The 18847-nt window shown below is 49.6% G+C and carries 18 protein-coding genes; 4 read left to right on the top strand and 14 right to left on the bottom strand.

What is annotated here, in order from left to right; translation table 11 throughout:
• The first annotated feature begins 36 nt into the window (after positions 1 to 36).
• The 3 genes from ruvX (at position 37) to AC14M5_RS02870 (ending at position 2753) form a co-directional block, all read left to right on the top strand.
• A complete protein-coding gene (ruvX, locus tag AC14M5_RS02880; RefSeq protein ID WP_484028120.1) occupies positions 37 to 453 on the top strand; it encodes a Holliday junction resolvase RuvX in 417 nt (138 codons plus the stop codon).
• Between the two features lie 142 nt (positions 454 to 595).
• Positions 596 to 1729, top strand: coding sequence for an endolytic transglycosylase MltG (gene mltG, locus AC14M5_RS02875; RefSeq protein WP_484028119.1), 1134 nt, complete (start codon positions 596 to 598; stop codon positions 1727 to 1729).
• A 76-nt stretch (positions 1730 to 1805) separates the two neighbouring features.
• Positions 1806 to 2753, top strand: a complete 948-nt coding sequence (locus AC14M5_RS02870; protein ID WP_484028118.1) for a hypothetical protein — start codon at positions 1806 to 1808, stop codon at positions 2751 to 2753.
• A gap of 83 nt (positions 2754 to 2836) precedes the next feature.
• Here the strand turns inward: AC14M5_RS02870 and AC14M5_RS02865 are convergent, their stop codons facing one another.
• The 14 genes from AC14M5_RS02865 to AC14M5_RS02800 form a co-directional block, all read right to left on the bottom strand.
• Positions 2837 to 3853, bottom strand: coding sequence for a hypothetical protein (locus AC14M5_RS02865; RefSeq protein ID WP_484028117.1), 1017 nt, complete (start codon positions 3851 to 3853; stop codon positions 2837 to 2839).
• A gap of 150 nt (positions 3854 to 4003) precedes the next feature.
• Positions 4004 to 5983 carry an amidohydrolase family protein gene (locus AC14M5_RS02860; protein WP_484028116.1) on the bottom strand — a complete coding sequence of 660 codons (1980 nt, stop codon included), beginning with the start codon at positions 5981 to 5983 and terminating at the stop codon, positions 4004 to 4006.
• 84 nt (positions 5984 to 6067) lie between these two features.
• Positions 6068 to 7042: a M14 family metallopeptidase gene (locus AC14M5_RS02855; RefSeq protein ID WP_484028115.1), complete on the bottom strand. Its 975-nt coding sequence runs from the start codon at positions 7040 to 7042 to the stop codon at positions 6068 to 6070.
• Positions 7042 to 8211, bottom strand: coding sequence for a competence/damage-inducible protein A (locus AC14M5_RS02850; RefSeq protein WP_484028114.1), 1170 nt, complete (start codon positions 8209 to 8211; stop codon positions 7042 to 7044). Before AC14M5_RS02850 ends, AC14M5_RS02855 begins: the two co-directional genes overlap by 1 nt.
• A 116-nt stretch (positions 8212 to 8327) precedes the next feature.
• Positions 8328 to 9482, bottom strand: coding sequence for an NAD(P)/FAD-dependent oxidoreductase (locus tag AC14M5_RS02845; RefSeq protein WP_484028113.1), 1155 nt, complete (start codon positions 9480 to 9482; stop codon positions 8328 to 8330).
• Positions 9483 to 9558: 76 nt separating this feature from the next.
• On the bottom strand, positions 9559 to 10275 hold the full coding sequence (locus tag AC14M5_RS02840) for an ABC transporter ATP-binding protein (protein ID WP_484028112.1): 717 nt from the start codon (positions 10273 to 10275) through the stop codon (positions 9559 to 9561).
• 10 nt (positions 10276 to 10285) lie between these two features.
• Positions 10286 to 11065, bottom strand: a complete 780-nt coding sequence (locus tag AC14M5_RS02835) for an ABC transporter ATP-binding protein (protein ID WP_484028111.1) — start codon at positions 11063 to 11065, stop codon at positions 10286 to 10288.
• 13 nt (positions 11066 to 11078) lie between these two features.
• Entirely contained in the window at positions 11079 to 12416 is a 1338-nt protein-coding gene (locus tag AC14M5_RS02830) for a branched-chain amino acid ABC transporter permease (RefSeq protein ID WP_484028110.1), read from the bottom strand.
• A 26-nt stretch (positions 12417 to 12442) separates the two neighbouring features.
• Positions 12443 to 13441 (bottom strand): branched-chain amino acid ABC transporter permease, encoded by a 999-nt coding sequence (locus AC14M5_RS02825; protein WP_484028140.1) that lies wholly within the window; start codon positions 13439 to 13441, stop codon positions 12443 to 12445.
• 213 nt (positions 13442 to 13654) lie between these two features.
• A complete protein-coding gene (locus AC14M5_RS02820; protein WP_484028109.1) occupies positions 13655 to 14938 on the bottom strand; it encodes a branched-chain amino acid ABC transporter substrate-binding protein in 1284 nt (427 codons plus the stop codon).
• Between the two features lie 271 nt (positions 14939 to 15209).
• Entirely contained in the window at positions 15210 to 15701 is a 492-nt protein-coding gene (locus tag AC14M5_RS02815) for a cyclic nucleotide-binding domain-containing protein (RefSeq protein WP_484028108.1), read from the bottom strand.
• 58 nt (positions 15702 to 15759) lie between these two features.
• Entirely contained in the window at positions 15760 to 17166 is a 1407-nt protein-coding gene (locus tag AC14M5_RS02810) for a peptidoglycan DD-metalloendopeptidase family protein (protein WP_484028107.1), read from the bottom strand.
• The gene (locus tag AC14M5_RS02805) at positions 17159 to 17530 is read right to left on the bottom strand and encodes a DUF192 domain-containing protein (protein ID WP_484028106.1); all 372 of its coding nucleotides are present in this window, start codon (positions 17528 to 17530) and stop codon (positions 17159 to 17161) included. The genes AC14M5_RS02810 and AC14M5_RS02805 overlap by 8 nt, the downstream gene beginning before the upstream one ends.
• A 54-nt stretch (positions 17531 to 17584) precedes the next feature.
• Positions 17585 to 17977: a response regulator transcription factor gene (locus AC14M5_RS02800; protein ID WP_484028105.1), complete on the bottom strand. Its 393-nt coding sequence runs from the start codon at positions 17975 to 17977 to the stop codon at positions 17585 to 17587.
• Positions 17978 to 18029: 52 nt separating this feature from the next.
• Between AC14M5_RS02800 and AC14M5_RS02795 the strand changes: the two genes are divergently transcribed.
• On the top strand, positions 18030 to 18791 hold the full coding sequence (locus AC14M5_RS02795; RefSeq protein WP_484028104.1) for an exodeoxyribonuclease III: 762 nt from the start codon (positions 18030 to 18032) through the stop codon (positions 18789 to 18791).
• Positions 18792 to 18847 lie beyond the last annotated feature (56 nt).

Raw genomic sequence — 18847 nt, 5'->3', positions numbered from 1 at the left:
GCTTTTCTCTGAGCCCCTGTGGCTAGGAATTCAACCATGAGAATCCTCGCAGTTGACCACGGCGAAAAGCGGATCGGCATTGCATTAAGCGATTCCACTGGAACCATCGCCAGCCCTTTGAAAGTCATTCAGCATGTTTCGCGTATTGTCGATGCGGCACAGGTGGCTGAGCTCGCCATGCAAAACGAGGTTGCTCTCATTATCATTGGTCAATCCTTTGACGAAGATGGAAACCCCAATCTCGCAGGCCGCCGCGCTGCACGTTTTGCGGATGAACTAAAGAATCAAACGGATATTCCCGTTAAAATGTGGGATGAATCTTTTAGCACACAAATTGCCCGCGGTGCCCGCATAGAACTTGGTGTTTCTCGTAAAAAACGAGCAGGCCATCAGGATGCCTTCGCGGCAGTGGTCATTTTGCAATCTTATCTTGAGGCGCAACGGGATACGTGATCCGTAATTTGTGATGCGTAAATTGTGGTCTCGACACCGTACTGCGCTCGGTGCAGTGTACGGCCTCGAAAAACACTCAGCCTATGTCTCGACAGGCTCGACAACCGCTCGACCACCACCAATAAGAAATCGTAAATCAAAAATGGTAAATCGTAAATTTAATCCTCGTCGTTATCAACTTCATTTTATTCTTGCTTTTATCGTCATCAGCATTCTTGCCTGTGTATATTTTGCTTTTGGCTATATCCCCGGGCGTGCATCGTTGTTGTATGGCCCGCCCGCGCGCGCGCTTTCCATCGCGCAACGTATCGATTATTCGCGGCGATTGCTTTCGCATGGCGATCTGCTCACCATACCCCTCGACCCGAACGGCACCGAGCAACGCTTTACCATTGACCAGGGTGAGTCGGTTGCCTCCATTGTGCTTCGACTGGAAGAGGCTGGTCTCATACTTAATTCGCAAGCCCTGCTTGATTATCTAATTTACACAGGCCTCGACCTCACCATTCAATCTGGCGATTATGTCCTCAGCCCCGCGCTTTCGATCATTGACGTGGCCCGCGAAGTGCAGGATGCGACTCCAACAGACATCACCCTGGTCATCATCCCAGGCTGGCGGATGGAAGAGATCGCCGCTTCTCTCCCAACCTCAGGCCTGGATATTTCTCCCGAAGATTTTCTCTCCGCTGCAAACACTCCGCCTCAAGTCCTTGACTTTGTATCTCCCTCCACCATGGAAGGATTCTTCCTCCCCGATACCTACATCCTGCCGCGCACCACAACAGTGGATCAATTGCTCGATACCGTTGCGCGCAATTTTGCAGTCCATATCACGGATGAAATGCGCGCGGGCTTTGAAGCTCAGGGACTAAACGTCTACGAGGCAGTTACCCTTGCTTCCATCGTGGAACGCGAATCGATTGAGATCGAAGAGATGACATTGATCGCATCCGTTTTCATTAACCGCCTGAACATCGGCATGACCCTCGGCAGTGACCCGACCATCCAATACGCCCTCGGCTATGATCCCTTTGAAAATACCTGGTGGAAAAATCCTCTCAGCCTGGCTGACTTGCAATTCGACTCCCCGTACAACACCTATCTTTATCCCGGACTGCCACCAACGCCCATTTCCAACCCCAGCTTGGATGCGTTACAGGCCGTGGCATTCCCTGAAATCTCGCCCTATTATTATTTTCAAGCCGCTTGTGATAACCCAGGCTATCACACCTTCGCAGTCACTTTTGAAGAACATCTGGAGAATGGATGTCCGTAAAAAATTGATAACTATAACTAGACGCACAGGGTATCTAAGTCGTCAGAAGGGGTAAAATATGGCGGGAGACTGGTATATGGAAATAGATGAAACCACCACAGCAATTATGCAAACAATTAAGTATATAAGGATGGTTTTGATTTCTACATTAAAAGCCATTTTGCGATGGGCTAAGCCGATGAAGTTTCTTTTCGGTTTTTTAATACTGCTATTGATGTTTGATTGTTTGGTATTCGCTGCTTTGATTGGCGCATTTCCACCCTTTATCATGACGTTAGTGAATGATTTTAGTGCTGAAATAAGACTCGATTTGACAAGAGCAACCATCGCCATCTTGTTTTTGGTTTTTATATTTCCATTTCTTTTTATTCATGAGGCATCTAAGATTCATGTCGGGCAAGCGAAAATAATCGCGGAAAGAATTCCGGGTCAGTTTGCTTTGAGCATAGAACGCCTTCCTAGCGAATCATTCATAGATGGGAAAAATATAAATCTTGCCGCTATTAATGTCAAGAATCTGGAGAAAAAGAAGATCATTGAATTTCAAGCATTGATACATTATGAACACTTCGATTACACTCCTGAAACAAACCGTGTGTCTCAAGCCTCCATCGAAGATAATGCTTTACTATTTTGGATCGGACAAAGTGGAACGAGTGCAGAAAAAATGATCGAACTACGACCTGATATTCCCAGAACCTTATTAATATGCGATATTGCCTCAACCAAGACAGAGAATGGCGATGATATAAATCTTGCTCGAATGGGAAGCGATATAGTTCGATATGGAATGAGCTACACCAGAGAATCTATATTCCAAATCAATATAATGTTTCAGGGAAAACTTGAAGGAGAATATGAGTTTAAAACTTTTCACTACAGCGATTTGATCTATGGAAAACCCTCCGAAAATAGAATATTATTATCGGATCACCCTGAACAGATCTATAATGACATACCAGCTAAATTGTTAAATCGCGGAAAAACTAAAATTGAATATTTTGAGATAAAGATTAGAATATAAAAATGGATGGGGATAAGTAAGTTATGCGTCAAGTATATGGTTGCCATAAAAATAACGCGGATTATTCCGCGTTATTTTTTATATCATAATGATTTTGTTTCTCTCCATTTGATGAAAAAGTAAACCGCTATCATCACCATACCAACGAGCGTCAACCCCAGCCCCTGCCACATAACGGGACTAAGCAAAGCCTGCACCATCACCGCAGCAAGGTCGCTGGCGTAATCCAGCAGAATAGTGGGGAGGTAGATGGACATGCGGCTGATGAGTATCTGTTGGAAGATTGCGCCCAATACAGGTGCGCCGAGCAGGCTCATCACAAAGGCAATCGAACCTGTGATAAAAAATGGAATTCCCCACCAACTCAACCAATTTTTCAGCGACCTGACCCCAAAGATCGTTAATCCTAATAGAAAGGCCAGCGGCAAAATGGGACTAAGCCGCATGACGAGCCTGGCAGTTTTTAATCTTGGGCGCGGGTCGTTTTGAGACGGCGCACTGATGATGGTCACCTGGTCTGGGAGCACCGAGGCCGTAAACTGCAATTGACCTTGTATCACAGGCGTCAGCGCTGAAAGTAATTCTGCGGGCGGTTTACAAAATGCAACTTCCTCGCCTGAAAGCAGACCAATGGTCATCTGGGCAATCTGGATGAAGGTGCAATCAGGTTGCGTGCCCAATAATGTCAATACGGCTTGCACACCCGCATCACCTGCCATGTTTGTTTTCAATGGAACGAGATTAAGCTGCGCTGAATCCGTTTGCATGTTGAGGTAGGCAAAGGTTGAGTTAAGCAGATCATCGCCCATCACCTTCAATGACTCGGGCGGGAGCAGGCCGCGGAAGAAAGCCTCCCATCCCTCTTTGCCCAGGCCACGCAGCATCACCGGAAACTGGCTTGAGTCTGCATTTGAGGATGTCATCGCATCTGCCATCACGGAGGGCAGCTTGTTGTAAAAATCCTCGCGCGCAAATGCTTTTTGATAAGTCTCCGCGGTAAAGGCTCTTTGGTCAAAGTTAAACAGGAAGAGCGCGACGATACCAGTAAATATGAATGAGATCGCGCAAAACACGGCAATGCTTTTTCTGATGGTTTCCATATTATATTTCTCCCGTCATTGCGAGGGCTGGTGGTCGAGTAGACCGAGTGCTCTTCGAGGTTGTATCGAGACCCAGCCCGAAGCAATCTCCTCGTAGTTGGGGATTGCTTCGTCGCCAAAGTACAAGAGCGGCTCCTCGCAATGACATTGTCATGCCTCAGTCAAAATTTCGATCAAGTCCTGAGTCACCGCCTCGGCATCGCCCACACCGAGCAGGTTCAATAATTCACTTGCCAGTTCCGCTTTGCGGTCTGCATCCTTGCGGCTCCAAGTGCGGCTCTTGATCTCAAGGAAGTACCCCATTTGCGGCGCGTTCACTTCATCAAGGTTGACAAAAAATTCCGTATTCTTATAACGGATGTGCCAGCGCAGGCGGTTCTTCTCCACCGACACTTCCTGTTTCGGCTTGAAGTATTCGCGATAGAAACGGGATGTATGTACAGCCGGGGCAAGGAAGCGGCTGCGTGAAAGCAGCACATCATGCACGATCTCGCCTTCACGTTTTTGTCCGAGCAGGGTCAAACGCGAACGTACATTTTGCACATCACCTTTTTCGTTGATCAGGTTATCTTCACGGAAGCGCAGCCGTCCCTGGGCTGGATCGTCGAACAGGAAATAATCGTCATATTGATGATAGTGTTTATAGGCCGTGATCTCGATCTCGGGCCGCTTCAATTTCTGGACCAGTTGGTCTGGTTCCGTTACCTTGACCTTTACCTGCACCTCAAATGACTCCTGTTCCATCGAGCCGCCCAGTGCGATCAGCTTTGAAAGCACAGACTGTTCACGTTCGATCAGGAAGGCATCGATCTTCGTCGCCAATTCACGAGCCTGCTTAAGCAATTCTTCTTCATTCAAAGTAAGAAGTTTATGATCCCGCATTAGCCATTTTCCATTGACCATTACATCCGTCACATCGGTGGATTTGGAAGCGAAGACCAATTGAGCATAGGCATTGTTCGGGTCACGGCGGAAGCGGGGAGAGTTATGCAATGGCGATGTGTCGACAAGGATCAGGTCTGCGCGTTTGCCCGGTTCGAGCGACCCCGTCAAATGTCCGATGTGAAGCGCTTGTGCTCCCATCCGAGTTGCCATTAAGAGCGCAGTCGCAGCAGGGAGGATGGTCGGGTCATTGGAAGAAGCCTTCGCCACGAAGGAAGCGAGGCGCACTTCCTCGAACATGTCGAGGTCATTATTGGAAGCGGGGCCGTCTGTGCCGATGCCCACGTTGAGTCCGTTATCCAGCATTTTTTGCACAGGCGCAAACCCAGAAGCAAGTTTGAGATTTGACGACGGATTATGCGCCACGCCAGCATTGACATGCTGCAAAGTTTTTATTTCACCAATATCAATATGGACACAATGCGCGGCAATCACTTTCGCTTCAAGCAGGCCCTGCTTTTTGACGTATGGCACAACGGGCATCCCTTGTTCATTGCGCATGGTTTGAACTTCAAATGCGGTTTCAGAAATATGAATATGCAAAGGCACATCGAATTCTTTGGCAAGTTCGGCGCAGGTGCGCAGAATTTCAGGCGTGGTGGAGTAAGGTGCGTGCGGCGCAACCGCAGGGACGATCAGCGGATGGTTTTTCCATTTCTTAATAAACTCACGTGCGTATGCCAGCGAATCTTCATAAGCCGCCGCATCCGGCGCAGGATATTTCATAATAGATTGCCCGCAGACCGCACGCATGCCCGCATCGGCTGTGGCCTGGGCAATATCATCTTCAAAGTAATACATATCGTTAAACGTTGTCACCCCGCTGCGGATCTGCTCGGCACAGGCGATGGATGTGCCCAACCGAACAAATTCAGGTGAGACGAATTCGCGTTCAACGGGCAGCATGTAACCCATCAGCCAAACATCCAGCCTCAGGTCATCGGCCAGGCCGCGCAGGAGAGTCATGGGCACATGGGTGTGCGCGTTGACCAGGCCCGGCATCAATACCTTGCCGCTGCAATCAATAATTTCATTTGCTGAATATTCTTTTTTGATATCTGTTTCGAGTCCCACCGCAACAATCGAATCCCCTTTGACAGCGACTGCGCCGCGATCATATTGGTTTAATTTGCCATCCATAGTTAGGACGATGGCGTTCGTGAATAATGTATCTGCTTTTTGAGTCATTCAATCTCCTTTTTTAATCTGGACTCCAACGTCTCTGACGTTGGATCTCGAAAATCGGGAGATTTTCGAGTCCACAAGTGATTATTATTTCCAATTCAACAAAACTTCCAGCGCTTTCAAATTTTGTTTGAAGTCTGTAGATTTATGCGTTGAGAGTTCCATATCTACCGAGACTGCGCCGAGTTCAACGGCATAATCTGCAAGTGTGCCTGTGAAGGCACAACCCGTGTCTATGGGTGGGAAGGGATAATTAGTAACTTTGGCGAGTGCCTTCGCAAACTCAATTGAGTTTTTTTCCCAGGGTTCGCCACCAGGGAAAACACCCAGCGCGGCGCTGTGATAACTGATCAGCGTTTCCACATTATGGGTTTGCAAGAAGTACATCATGGCGCGTGTCTCTGGCTCCGAGCCTGGGCCTGCGCCGCCCGTTGTAGGGCCGTAGCTCCAGCATCCGTCACGATCCCAATCTGCGGCCCAGTTGGTGGGGAAGTTGCGATTCAAGTCCACGCCGTGGTCGTTGATGCGCCCGTCAATGCCGTGGTCGCGTGCATCGCCATCGGGGTTTAGATTTCGCAGTATGTATAGTGTTACATCGGTGGGGATCACATCTGGGTTTTCGGAGATATGGGTGATCAATTCATCTGCCAGCGCTATCGTATTCCATTCGTAGCCACCATGAATGCCTGCCACGATCATGCGTTCATTTTCACCGTTTCCGAAGGTATAAACTTCAATCGGGCGGCCCGAGACGGAGTACCCAATGATCGTCCGGCGAGTATCACCTTCAAGCAATACGAATGGAGTTGCGGTCTGCACCACGATCATTGTGGAACGCGGATTTGGTGTAACGGTTGGCAGATATAGCGATAAAGGGTCTGCGGTGTATGTGGCGGGAAGTGTGGCCGTGTACATTGGGTTTTTAGCCTGAGGTGCAGCAAGTGCGGGCTGGAGGGCCCAGTATGCTATCAGTACCAGCGCAATCGCGCCCAGGCCGATTATGTTCAATGCCCAGGCAAGTGCTACCCAGGGTGTGTCTTTGCGTCGTTTAGGCGCAGGCATTAATCCATTTCCTCCAATGTCATGCGCAGCCAGTTCAGCGCCAGGTTCATGCTCCAGCGCGGCAAACTGCGCGGCGGGCCGCCATAGGTGATGCGATGCGTCTTTTCGCCTTTGTGTGTGATCATTGCCATCTCGGCGGCGCGCTCATCCATATAAACGGAAACACCGAGCGCAAGGTCTGCTTTTGAATCGGCTCGGGCGGCGCGTAAGACCTCCATCAGGGAAGCAGGATTCAGATTAGGGAATGAAGCGGTGTGAGGTACTTTTCGCGCCAGCAGTCCATCGAGTCCAGATTCGATGGCAGTGAGAGTCAAGCCGCGTTTTGCGATCAGATCCAGCAGGACGTTTTCGAGCTTATCTTCATCCACACCAAAAACGATATTGCCGAGTCTTTCGCGTATATCAGTTTCGATCTTCGCGATCATTTCATTGGCTTCGATTTCGTTTTTCGCTTTTGCAGCGATACGAATATCCACAACGCCTGTGTGCGCCGCGAGACCGACGGTTGGGTTGTTGAGGGTTTCAAGGTCTGCGATCTTTTCATCGATCATGCCTTCGCCGAGGCCCGCACAATGCAAAATGCGCACCTTGATGATTTGATCGAGGTTGAATCTTTCCTGCAAATACGGGATGACCGACTCATGCAGAACATGTTCCATTTCATGCGGCACGCCGGGCAGGGAGATGACTACCCTCATCCCTGCGCCCCTCTCCCCATTTGGGAGCGGGGATGGGGATGAGGGTTTTTCAACAATGAAACAGGGCGCAGTGCCGACGGGGTTTTTAAGACCGAGCGCGCCCTTTGGAACATAGGCCTGCCGCTTTTGATTTTCAGATGGTTTGCGCCCATAGCGCGCTATCGTTTCAACGACTTGCTGCCAAAGGTCTTCGCGAAATTCGGTTTCCACACCGAGGGCTTTTGCAACAGCATCACGCGTGGGGTCATCAATGGTGGGACCCAACCCGCCCGTGGTGATAACAATATCTGCGCGTTCCATTGAGTTGTGAATTGCACTTGCAATACGATCCACGTTATCGCCGATGGTGATGGTGCGATACAAATCCACGCCCATGCTGCGCAATATCCGCGCGATGTGGCGTGTGTTGGTGTCTACAATTTCACCGAGTAATATTTCCGTTCCAATTGTGATGATCTCTGCTGATGTCATGGTCTCATATCTCAGACCTGACAGGTTTCATAGGGACATAAGTTAATCGGGATGTTTGTGAATCAAAATCTGTTTGGTTATTAGAGCTGTGTAGAAACCTGTCAGGTCTATTGAATTTAAACTACATTGTACTCTTGAATCAAACGGCCCTCTTCAAAACGTTTTAAGTCCAGCATGGAAACATCCACGCTTGAAAATTTTCCATCCAGGATAAACTCGCTCATTAATTTTCCAGAGATCGGCCCGTGCATAAAGCCATGCCCTGAAAAACCTGTGCAAAGCATTAGGCCTTTTACATTTGTATTTCCAAGGATCGGGTGCGCATCTGGTGTCACTTCGTAAAGCCCAGCCCAATGTGAGGCGCGGCCCGCTTTTTCAACCAAGGGCATTCTTTCAATCGCAGCTTCCAGATTTATCAACTCAAAATCTTCATCCACACTTTGATCGTAGCCAGGCTTTTCATTCTGATTGCTCATCCCAATCAACAAGCCTTCACCTTCGCGATGAAAATAAAGTGACTTCGCAAAATCGATCACGAACGGAAAATCTTCTGGGACATCTTTCAATGCAGTTGTCGTGAGCATCTGCCTGCGGAGGGGGATGACCGGGATATCAACACCCGCCATCTGACCGATTTGACTCGCCCAGGGGCCTGCCGCATTTAGGATCAACCGCGTCTTCACCGCGCCCAGGCTTGTTTGCACCTCTTCAACCTCGCTTCCGCTGACGGTGATTCCAAATACCTCCGCGCCGTTGACGGCTTTCACTCCCATCTTCTGCGCCGCGCTGATATACCCCATCACCACGCTGTTCGGGTCAACGACGCCATCCTTTTGATTAAATGTCCCCGCAATGGCGTCCTCGAATTTCATCAAAGGCAATCGCGCACGGATTTCGTCTCCGCTCAATAGTTGGGTTGGCACACCGAGTCTGTTTTGCAGTTGGACATTGCGCTTGAAACTGCTGGCATCTTTTTCATTGGTTGCCACGAGCAAATATCCGCATTGTTTGTAACCAACATCCTGCCCGATTTCATCCTTAAAGCGTTCGATCATCGGCAGGCTTTCAAGCGACAACTTGATGTTGATCTCCGTAGAGAATTGATAACGCACACCGCCCGCGCACCTGCCTGTGGCACCCTGCCCGAAGAAATTCTCTTTCTCAAGCAGGACGATATTATTCAGGCCGCACTTTGCTAGATGATAGGCCGCGCTGGCTCCCATTACGCCGCCGCCGATGATGACAATGTCTGCTGTTTTAGGTATGTTCATGGTATTTTGCGAAGAGACCCGCTTTCATGCCTGTGGCCGAAAACGGGTCTCACTTAATTTGTGTTAGTTCAGGTAGTTAGTCAATACCCAGGTATGTCTTTTGCACCATCTCGTTTTTCTTGAGCTTTGCGGCGTCATCGGTTAAGACGATACTGCCCGTTTGAAGTACGTATCCACGGTGTGCCACAGAGAGCGCCATCAAAGCGTTTTGCTCCACAAGCAAAATCGTGGTGCCCTGCTCGTTCAACTTTCTGATGGTATCAAAGATTACATCCACCAGCACAGGCGCCAGCCCCATGGATGGCTCATCGAGCATCAGGATGCGCGGATTCTGCATGAGGCCGCGTCCAATAGCGAGCATCTGCTGTTCACCACCGGAAAGGGTGCCACCAAACTGGCTGATACGTTCCTTTAGACGTGGGAACAATTCAAAGACCAATGCGCTGCGCTCGTCGATTAGTTTCTGATCATTGACGGTGAAAGCGCCCATATCCAAATTTTCCTGAACGGTCAACTTTGGAAAGATACCGCGTCCCTCAGGCACATGCCCAACGCCCAGGCTGACTACGTTATGTGGTTCGGTGTGGGTGATGTCATTCCCCGAAAGTAGAATTTTTCCTTCGCGGGCGTGGATGATGCCAGAAATGGTGCGCAGGGTGGTGCTTTTTCCAGCGCCATTGGAACCGATCAAACTTACGATCTCGCCCTCTTCCACATAAAGCGAAATGCCTTTCAGGGCGTGGATGTGTCCGTAATAGGAATGGACATTTGTGAGTTCAAGTAATTTTCCCATGCGGATTCTCCTAGTCCTTCGATGCGGCAGCTTCCCTGCCAAGATATGCTTCGATCACGCGTTGGTTCTTGCGGATCTCCAGGGGCGTGCCCTCGGCAATCTTTTCGCCGTAGTCCATTACGCTGATGCGTTCCGATATACCCATCACCACACGCATGTCATGCTCGATCAAAAGGATGGTGATTCCCTTGTCATCACGAATTCGTCGGAATAATTTGATTGCGGATTCAGTCTCATTCGGGTTCATCCCAGCTGTGGGTTCATCGAGCAGCAACAATGTCGGGTTGGCGGCGAGGGCGCGGGCAATTTCGATGCGGCGCTGGCCTCCGTAAGGCAGGTTATGTGCCACTTCATTCCCTACATTTTTCAATCCAACATATTCCATAAGGGCGCTGGCTTTTTGTTCCGCTTCTTTTTCCTCTTCGTTGAATTTTTTCGAACGGAAGAGTGCATCGACTGCGCCTTGCTGCAATTGGTTATGCATTCCGACAAGGATGTTCTCGATCACGGTCATACTTCCGAATAGGCGGATATTTTGGAAGGTACGGGAGATGCCGCGGGATGAGACCTGGTCTGGCCGCAGCCCGAGCAGTGAATGGCCCTTGAACATGATTTCGCCCTCTTCCGGCCGATAGATGCCAGTGAGGCTGTTGAAGAAAGTTGTCTTTCCTGCGCCGTTCGGACCGATAATGCTGACAATGTGTCCTTCGTCTACGGAGAAGTTCATTTTGTTGACGGCAACCAGGCCGCCGAAGCGTTTTACAACGTCAGTTGTTTGGAGGAGGCTCATAGGTCACTTCCACTTATTCTTTGTCTTCAACGAGTTCGCGTTTACGGCGCTCGGCTGGGATAAGGCCTGATGGACGGAAGATCATCATCACAACCAGAATGACCCCGAACACAAGCTTTTGATATTTGGCTGGGTCCAACTGATTGGAAAGATCCTTCCAGGCAAAGTTTATGATCGGGATGACAGCGTCACTTTGGCGCAGGGCGCTCAGGTAAAGAGAGAAATTTTGCAGAACCTGAATATTGAGAATGACGACTGCTGATGCACCGAAGATCACGCCGGGAATACTGCCAAGGCCGCCAAGAATAACCATGGTCAACACGCCAATGGATTGCAGGAAGTTGAAGGTCTCAGGGCTCACAAAGGTGCGGTTGGCTGCGTACAATACTCCCATGCAACCTGCAAATGATGCTCCTGCGGCGAAGGCAGCAAGTTTCATCTTTACAAGTGGAATGCCCATGGCAATAGCTGCGGTTTCATCTTCTCGGATGGCTGTCCAGGCGCGCCCGACGCGTGAATCTTCCAGACGGGTTGCCACTCCAATGGCGATCATGATCACGACGAGCGCCAGCAGATAGAAAAATACATTATAGAATTCCGCATCTGTTGGAGAATGCCCCACGAGCGGTGTAAGAAGGCTGCGAATGGGATCCATAACGAAATCGGGAGGTAGGGGAGGGCGTTGAATTGGTGTAATGCCTTGCGGCCCATTGGTTAGATTGATTGGCTTATCCAGGTTTAGCGCCAGCACGCGGATTACTTCACCAAAGCCAAGTGTAACGATGGCAAGGTAGTCACCACGCAGGCGAAGCACCGGCAGGCCAAGCAAAATACCTGCCAGGGCGGCAAGGCCGATCCCAAGAAATAGGAAGAACCAGAACCATGCAGGTGCAAGTGCGAATTCCGCGCCAGCCGGAGCCGCGCCTGGAACTGAATGCAATAAGGAGAGCTGCTTCGAGCCGAAGATCGCCCACGTATAAGCTCCTACAGCATAGAACGCAACGTATCCAAGATCCAACAGCCCCGCCATACCGATTACGATATTCAACCCAAGTGCCAGGGCCGCGAAGACGGCCATTTGAAAGATCACCTCAAGGTAAAAGATGTTGCGGATACCCAGCACCGGAATAATTACGATGGTGAGCAAAATCCCAATAAAGATTTTTACTTTTGGATTCATTTTCAAAAAGTAAACCATCATGGGGCAAAGCATCAACGTAAGAAATGCTGACAATGATCTGGGGCTTTGATATACCATTACGCTGCCAAGAGCTAAAAGCCCGAACGTAATGATATACGGCCATGGACCCTGATTGGCTTTCTTGTACAGTTCAATGAAGAATGTTTTCATGGGGTTTGCCTTTTCCTGAAAACGGATTATGCCTTCTGCGCGACGGTTTGACCAAGCAAACCAGACGGGCGAAGAATAAGCACAAGGATCAAAATGGCGAAGGCGAGAATATCTTTATATTCCGCACCGAATGCGCCATTCGTGAATGTGGAAAGATAGGATGCGCCGAAAGATTCAAGCAGGCCCAGGATCAATCCCCCAAGCAAGGCACCTGTTAAATTTCCGATACCGCCCAGTACCGCAGCAGTGAAGGCCTTCAAGCCTGGGAAGAAGCCAACGAATGGATCAAGACGGGTGGCTTTGAGCGCAAAAAGCACTCCAGCCGCACCGCCCAGGGCGCCGCCAATCAAGAAGGTGATCGAGATGATCATATTGACGTTAATACCCATCAGACTCGCAGATGGACGATCCTGCGCAACTGCGCGGATCGCCTTGCCAATTTTGGTGCCATTCACCAGGTAATTCAATCCCACCAGCATAACCACGGTTACGCCAACCAGAAGAATGGATTTTATTTGAAAGCGCAGAGGGGTTGCTATACCGGGTACCGCCAGGACCATGAATTCATCGAAGGTCCCAAAGCTTGGCAGAATTACATTGAACTCGCCCGTTGTCAGGCTGAGGATAAGGCGGACCGCGTCCTGCAAAAAGAATGACATGCCAATGGCTGAAATGAGCGGTACCAGGCGGGGAGCGCCGCGCAATGGCTTATAAGCAACCCGCTCAACGGATACAGCTAGTGCGCTGGAGACGATCATACCAAGCAGAATTGCGAGCCCAATGAGCACATATTGATTCATTGTATGCAAAGCGCCCGTATGATCGAAATAAGCCAATAATTCAACACCAACTACACCCCCAACCATGAAAATCTCACTATGTGAAAAATTGATAAATTCCAAAACGCCATAAACCATTGTGTATCCCAATGCAATGGTGGCATAGACGAAACCGATGGTTAATCCATTGATCACAACCTGTGGAAGGATTGCCAGGGTGCGTTCCACGAGATCAAATTCTGTCATGGCAGAGCGAAACACAAATGCGAGCAGCACGATAAAAAGAGACAGGACCAGACTTGCTCCCAATGCAAAAACAATAATTTGCCCGATTGGAAAGATGATGAATTTGTAAAAGGGGTTTGATGTGAATTGTTTCATTTCTTCAATACCTGTCCTTTTATATTAATGAACCTCTCTCCCTAAAAGGGAGAGAGGTTTTCGTGCAATAGCTAAACTTTATTTGCCGGGGGATGGCAGGTCGAAGGAAGCGATGATCTCGTTCGAGGCCCACGTATCTTTCGAGGTGGCGTTAACCTTGATGATGAAGTACTTGGCAACGGGAAGATCGCCGATATCGTCGAAGGCAATGGTGCTGGTGAGACCTTCGTAGGTTGAAGCGCGAATGGCTTCAGCAACCTGGGTGCGGGTGGGTGTACCACCAGCGGCTTCAGCAGCCACTTTGATCGCGTTCAAGCAGACACCCATGGCATCATAGCCCTGAGCAGCATATGCTTCAGGAGCAGCGCCGAATTTGGCGGTGTAGTCTTCAACGAATTGAGCAGCAGCCGGGTAGGCGCTGGCAGGGCCGGCAACGGTGGTGTAAGCCATACCGCCACCGCTGGTTAAAGCATCACCAGCCAAATCGGCCAGATCGCTTGAATCCATACCGTCTGTGCCGAGGAAGGTGCCTTCGTAACCGGCTTCGCGAGCCTGTTTGAAGAACACACCAGCCTGGTTGTAGATACCGGCAAAGAACACTACGTCAGGATTCGCAGCAACCAGCGGGGTCACGATAGCATCAAAGTTGGAAGTTTCTTCAGTGCCTTCAAAGGCCACTACTTCGATGCCATCTTCTTCAGCAGCGGTGCGGAAGAATTCAGCTACGCCCTGGCCGTAAGCGGTCTTGTCGTGAATAACGTAGACGGTTGTCGCGCCAAGTGTGCTGAAAGCATATTCTTCAGCAGCAGGAGCCTGGACATCGTCACGACCCACAACACGGTTAACTTCGAGGTAACCACGGGTGGTCACAACAGGGTTGGTGTTGGCAGGGGAAACAAAGGCCAAACCAGCGGTGTGATATTCCTCAGAAGAGGGGATCATAACGCCGGAGTTCAAGTGACCAACACCGCAAAGGATCTCGGGATCAGCAACAATGTTCTTAGCATTCGCGACACCGACATCAGGGGTGGCCTGGTCATCATACGGGGCCAACTCAACATCATAGCCCATGGCAGCCAAATCGCCACCCAATTGTTCAAGCGCCAATTCAGCGCCTTGCTTGATGGCAACGCCGAGCAAGGACTGACCACCAGAGAGCGGGCTCTGAGTTGCGATCTTAATCGTGCCCATGGAAGTAGCGGGGGCTTCGGTAGCGGCAGGGGCCTCAGTAGCGGCGGGGGCCTCAGTAGCGGCAGGCGCTTCAGTGGCGGCAGGCGCTTCAGTGGCGGGAGCGCCACAAGCGGCAAGCACCATGCTGGCGAGAACCAACACGGATAGTAAAGCGAGCAAACGCTTATTCATTTCTGTACTCCTCCAAAATCTTGTTAGGTGAATTCAATCTCCCGCAGGTGCGGGGTGATAACGAACAGTAGACAATACTTGCTGTGTCGGCCTCACCTCCTTTTGGTGGAAGCTATATAAAAATAAAGCCTAAAAAACCTGTGATTTTGGATTTTTTAGGCCCAATCCCATAACAGTAAAAATATGGATAGCCTTAAATTTATTTAATAATGAATAATAAGGCGCTTTTTGTTCTAGGTCAAGAGTTCGTGTCTAGACTTTTAACACAGTCTTATTTTTTCTCGTGGGGTTTATATAAAAGCTGCTCGCGGATGCGCAGGTCTGTGTTGCGAATTTTCATCGCTAGGTCTGCGGCAAGGTTATACATCAAACGGTAGCCCAGTTGTGGATACGTCTCACACAGCATGACGATCTTATCGCGTTGGATAACCAGCAGGCGTGTATCCTTTTGGGCGGCGCGCGCAGAAGCGGATCGCAGCCCTTCATCTACTAAAGCTACCTCCCCAAAAGATTGCCCCCGCCGAAGGCGTGCCACCGCAGTCTCTTTCTTCCCTAGTTCGCCCGTTGTGTCGCGGTTGATCAAAATATCCACCTCACCTTGCATGATCACATATAATTCCTTGCTGCCGCTATTCTCCTGGAAGATCAGTTCGCCCGAATTAAAAACAACTTCCTGGCATAAATTTCCGACCAACTCCAATTGGGTTGGCGTGAACTGATAAAAAATGTCGCTTTGTTTCAGGAAGTTGACAAGGTTATTCATCGGCGAAATCCTTTGCAAAAGTGTAGCATATTCATGGATAGAGTGCAACGCTTCATGACTACGGGTAGGTTTGGATCAGCCAATCGAGCGGATCCACCTGTATGCCGTTTACCCACAACTCCCAATGCAGATGCGCACCAGTTACGCGCCCCGTCCCGCCCACAAGACCGATCACCTGGTTTTGTTCCACCATATCGCCTACCTGCACCTGAATCGCGGATTGATGCCAGAAGCCGCTGTAAACTCCCCAGCCGTGATCGATGATCGTTGCGTTGCCGCGTACAGTCCATGGGCTTGCAAACACCACTCGTCCAGCCGCGGGAGCCGTGATTGCTAAACCATCTCCGCCGCCGAAATCCAGGCCGGTGTGAAAGCCCGGCACTTGCAATTCAGTGCCTTGACCAATATACATGCGACGATTGCCATAGCGCGATGTGAAGTAGGTCGAGTCGGCGTATGCAATGGCGGGGGAAATAAAATCTCCAGACCAAAGTTTTGTAGGAGTGGCTGGGGTTGTGATCTCGATCAATTGTTGTAATTCAGGTTCAGTAGAGGCCGGGTCGATTGTGGCAGGGTCTACATAAAGCAGTGGGTCATCAGGGTAGTTCCCTGAGATGATCAATATGAATTGTTCGTAGGATTGATTGCTTCCATCGGGGAGAGTGGCCTCCAACCGCAGGGGATAGACGCCCGGTTCGAGTAAAGCATGCACACCTTGCAAGGCAATCTGTGTACCATCTTCATTTAGAAAGAAATTCAAGGGATGGTCAACCAACAAACCTCCCAGTTTAACGCCGGGGATGGTCTGTACTTTAATAACCCCAGTCCCACCTTGTTTGATGGGCAGGTCGCGTATCTCTGCGCTCAAAAATTCGGATGGTAAGCCAGTTGAATTTGTTCCATTACTTTCGCCGGGAGCAAATAATGTATCACCGGGCAGGCCATCCCATGAACCTTGTAGATCATTAATATCTGCCAGCGACCATACATCTGTGTTGTTTTTTATTGCAACTTCAAGCAATGACTCACCAGCGCCTGGTGAAGTTCGTTTGTTGTTCTGGCTCTCGCCCTGCCCTGTGAGAATCATACTCACGCCCACATAAAATTCACTAGGGCTCACTACATGATTAAGTTTCTTGAACAAATCTTCAGACACTTGCGTCTGCCGCATAAGGCTGCGATATGAATCGCCGAAATTGATGACCTCGGTGCTCAAGACCCCTGTAACACCTTCGAGATCTGGTATCACAAGCTCTTGACCCGCGGATAATTGATTTGGGTCGGTAATTCCATTTGCAGCCATAAGATCGTTCAGGCTTACATTGAATCGAGATGCAATAGTTGAAAGGCTGTCGCCGGGCTGCACGATGTAAATAGGGCCGCTTGAATCCTGGGCATGAACGGGTTGGGCTGAAATTATTAAGCTGGCTAGAACAAGCAGAAAAACAATAATGCGTTTATACATTCTTGAATTCAACCTTGTCACCGATTTCGTAATCTCCCCAGCGATCTGGGTGTATCTCCAGCGTGTATTTTGCATCTGCTTTAGGAAAATAGGCCGGGCGCCAGGATTTCGCGATGACTTTGTCCACCACGGTCATTTCAGAGTTGATCCAAAAGACAGCCAGGTCAAATGGCACGAAGAACATATGAATGGAAGTGTCGAGGCGTGAATCCCGCTTTTCGACCAGGAGCAGGCCTTCGTCAAGCGCGAGGCGGTTGCGAAACATGAGTCCTCGCAGTTTGCAGAGGAATGAGTCGCAATATCCCACACGGGCGGGGTGATCAATTTTTTTGCTCAAGTTGTTTATGGTAATGGGACGGGGCATCTGTATCATAAAACCGAGCGGCTGTTTTGCCGCCCGGTGGATAAGAAATTGATTTCAGGATGATCGTTGGCTGAATACTTTTTCCACACTATCCATCAGCTCTTGCGGGCCGAAGGGCTTGGCGATGTAATCATCCACCTTTGCAATATGCAAGCCCAACACTTTATCGATGTTCTGCGCTTTTGCAGTGACCACGATAACAGGGATGTCGCGAGTGGCTGCTTCTGCTTTCATTTGTTGGTATACTTCCCAGCCATCCATGTCAGGCATCATTAGATCAAGCAGAACCAGATCTGGGAGCAATTCGCGAACCAGCTTGATGCCTTCCACACCGCCCGCTGCACCATGAACATCAAACCCACGACGACCCAGAATAAGCCTGATCAAATCTATCATCTCGGGTTCGTCTTCGATACAAAGTATCGTTTTGACAGTTGTATTATCCATAATTCTCCTGTCTTCAAAGCAAGTTTACCATAAAACAAATATAGGCTTAAAGATGAAGATCATCACATGGAACGTGAATGGCATTCGTGCCGCGCTTGGTAAAAACGCATTGGATTGGGCCTTTGCACAAACGCCCGATGCCCTGTGTTTGCAGGAAGTAAAGGCGCGCGAAGAGCAATTAAATGAAACACAGCGTGCTGTATTGAAATCTCCATTTGTGTGGAATGCGGCAGAACGCCCCGGTTACAGCGGTGTGACGACTTTCTATAATCAAAAACCTGATGAGATCGTGATGGGCATGGGCGAGCCAAGGTTTGACGTGGAGGGACGCGTCATTCAAACGGCCTGGGCTGGTCTGCGTCTCTTCAACATTTACTTCCCGAATGGCCAGCGCGGACAACAACGCGTAGACTATAAACTCGAGTTTTACGCCCATCTGCTTGAATTATGTGGTGCGCTTCATAAGAAAGGGGAGAACATCATTATTACGGGAGATTTCAACACCTCCCATATGCCGATTGATTTGAAAAATGCAAAGGCCAATCAGAAGACATCAGGCTTTCTGCCCGAAGAGCGCGAATGGGTGCAGAAATTTTTGGATAATGGTTTTGTGGATATATACCGTCATTTGTACCCTGATAAAGTTCAATACACCTGGTGGACGTATCGCCTGAACGCACGGGAACGCGGCATTGGCTGGCGTTTAGATTATTTCCTGGTTTCAAAGTCACTCCTTCCGCGAGTGAAGGATGTGGTCATTCACGAGAATGTGCTGGGGTCGGATCATTGTCCGGTGGAGTTATTGTTGGATTAGGTGAGTGTCCTAATCGTTAGCGAGGATCAGGCTGATTGTTTTTGCAAGCAGGTTTC

Source organism: Candidatus Villigracilis sp., assembly GCF_057083605.1.
This window is presented reverse-complemented; position numbering and strand designations above follow the sequence as displayed.

Coding starts and splice junctions, on each gene's coding strand:
- AC14M5_RS02870 (WP_484028118.1), top strand. CDS start 1,806: ATGGAAATAGATGAAACCACCACAGCAATTATGCAAACAATTAAGTAT.
- mltG (WP_484028119.1), top strand. CDS start 596: ATGGTAAATCGTAAATTTAATCCTCGTCGTTATCAACTTCATTTTATT.
- AC14M5_RS02855 (WP_484028115.1), bottom strand. CDS start 7,042: ATGCCTGCGCCTAAACGACGCAAAGACACACCCTGGGTAGCACTTGCC.
- AC14M5_RS02850 (WP_484028114.1), bottom strand. CDS start 8,211: ATGACATCAGCAGAGATCATCACAATTGGAACGGAAATATTACTCGGT.
- AC14M5_RS02815 (WP_484028108.1), bottom strand. CDS start 15,701: ATGAATAACCTTGTCAACTTCCTGAAACAAAGCGACATTTTTTATCAG.
- AC14M5_RS02840 (WP_484028112.1), bottom strand. CDS start 10,275: ATGGGAAAATTACTTGAACTCACAAATGTCCATTCCTATTACGGACAC.
- AC14M5_RS02865 (WP_484028117.1), bottom strand. CDS start 3,853: ATGGAAACCATCAGAAAAAGCATTGCCGTGTTTTGCGCGATCTCATTC.
- AC14M5_RS02820 (WP_484028109.1), bottom strand. CDS start 14,938: ATGAATAAGCGTTTGCTCGCTTTACTATCCGTGTTGGTTCTCGCCAGC.
- AC14M5_RS02835 (WP_484028111.1), bottom strand. CDS start 11,065: ATGAGCCTCCTCCAAACAACTGACGTTGTAAAACGCTTCGGCGGCCTG.
- AC14M5_RS02800 (WP_484028105.1), bottom strand. CDS start 17,977: ATGGATAATACAACTGTCAAAACGATACTTTGTATCGAAGACGAACCC.
- AC14M5_RS02825 (WP_484028140.1), bottom strand. CDS start 13,441: ATGACAGAATTTGATCTCGTGGAACGCACCCTGGCAATCCTTCCACAG.
- AC14M5_RS02830 (WP_484028110.1), bottom strand. CDS start 12,416: ATGAAAACATTCTTCATTGAACTGTACAAGAAAGCCAATCAGGGTCCA.
- AC14M5_RS02845 (WP_484028113.1), bottom strand. CDS start 9,482: ATGAACATACCTAAAACAGCAGACATTGTCATCATCGGCGGCGGCGTA.
- AC14M5_RS02805 (WP_484028106.1), bottom strand. CDS start 17,530: ATGCCCCGTCCCATTACCATAAACAACTTGAGCAAAAAAATTGATCAC.
- AC14M5_RS02810 (WP_484028107.1), bottom strand. CDS start 17,166: ATGTATAAACGCATTATTGTTTTTCTGCTTGTTCTAGCCAGCTTAATA.
- AC14M5_RS02795 (WP_484028104.1), top strand. CDS start 18,030: ATGAAGATCATCACATGGAACGTGAATGGCATTCGTGCCGCGCTTGGT.
- ruvX (WP_484028120.1), top strand. CDS start 37: ATGAGAATCCTCGCAGTTGACCACGGCGAAAAGCGGATCGGCATTGCA.
- AC14M5_RS02860 (WP_484028116.1), bottom strand. CDS start 5,983: ATGACTCAAAAAGCAGATACATTATTCACGAACGCCATCGTCCTAACT.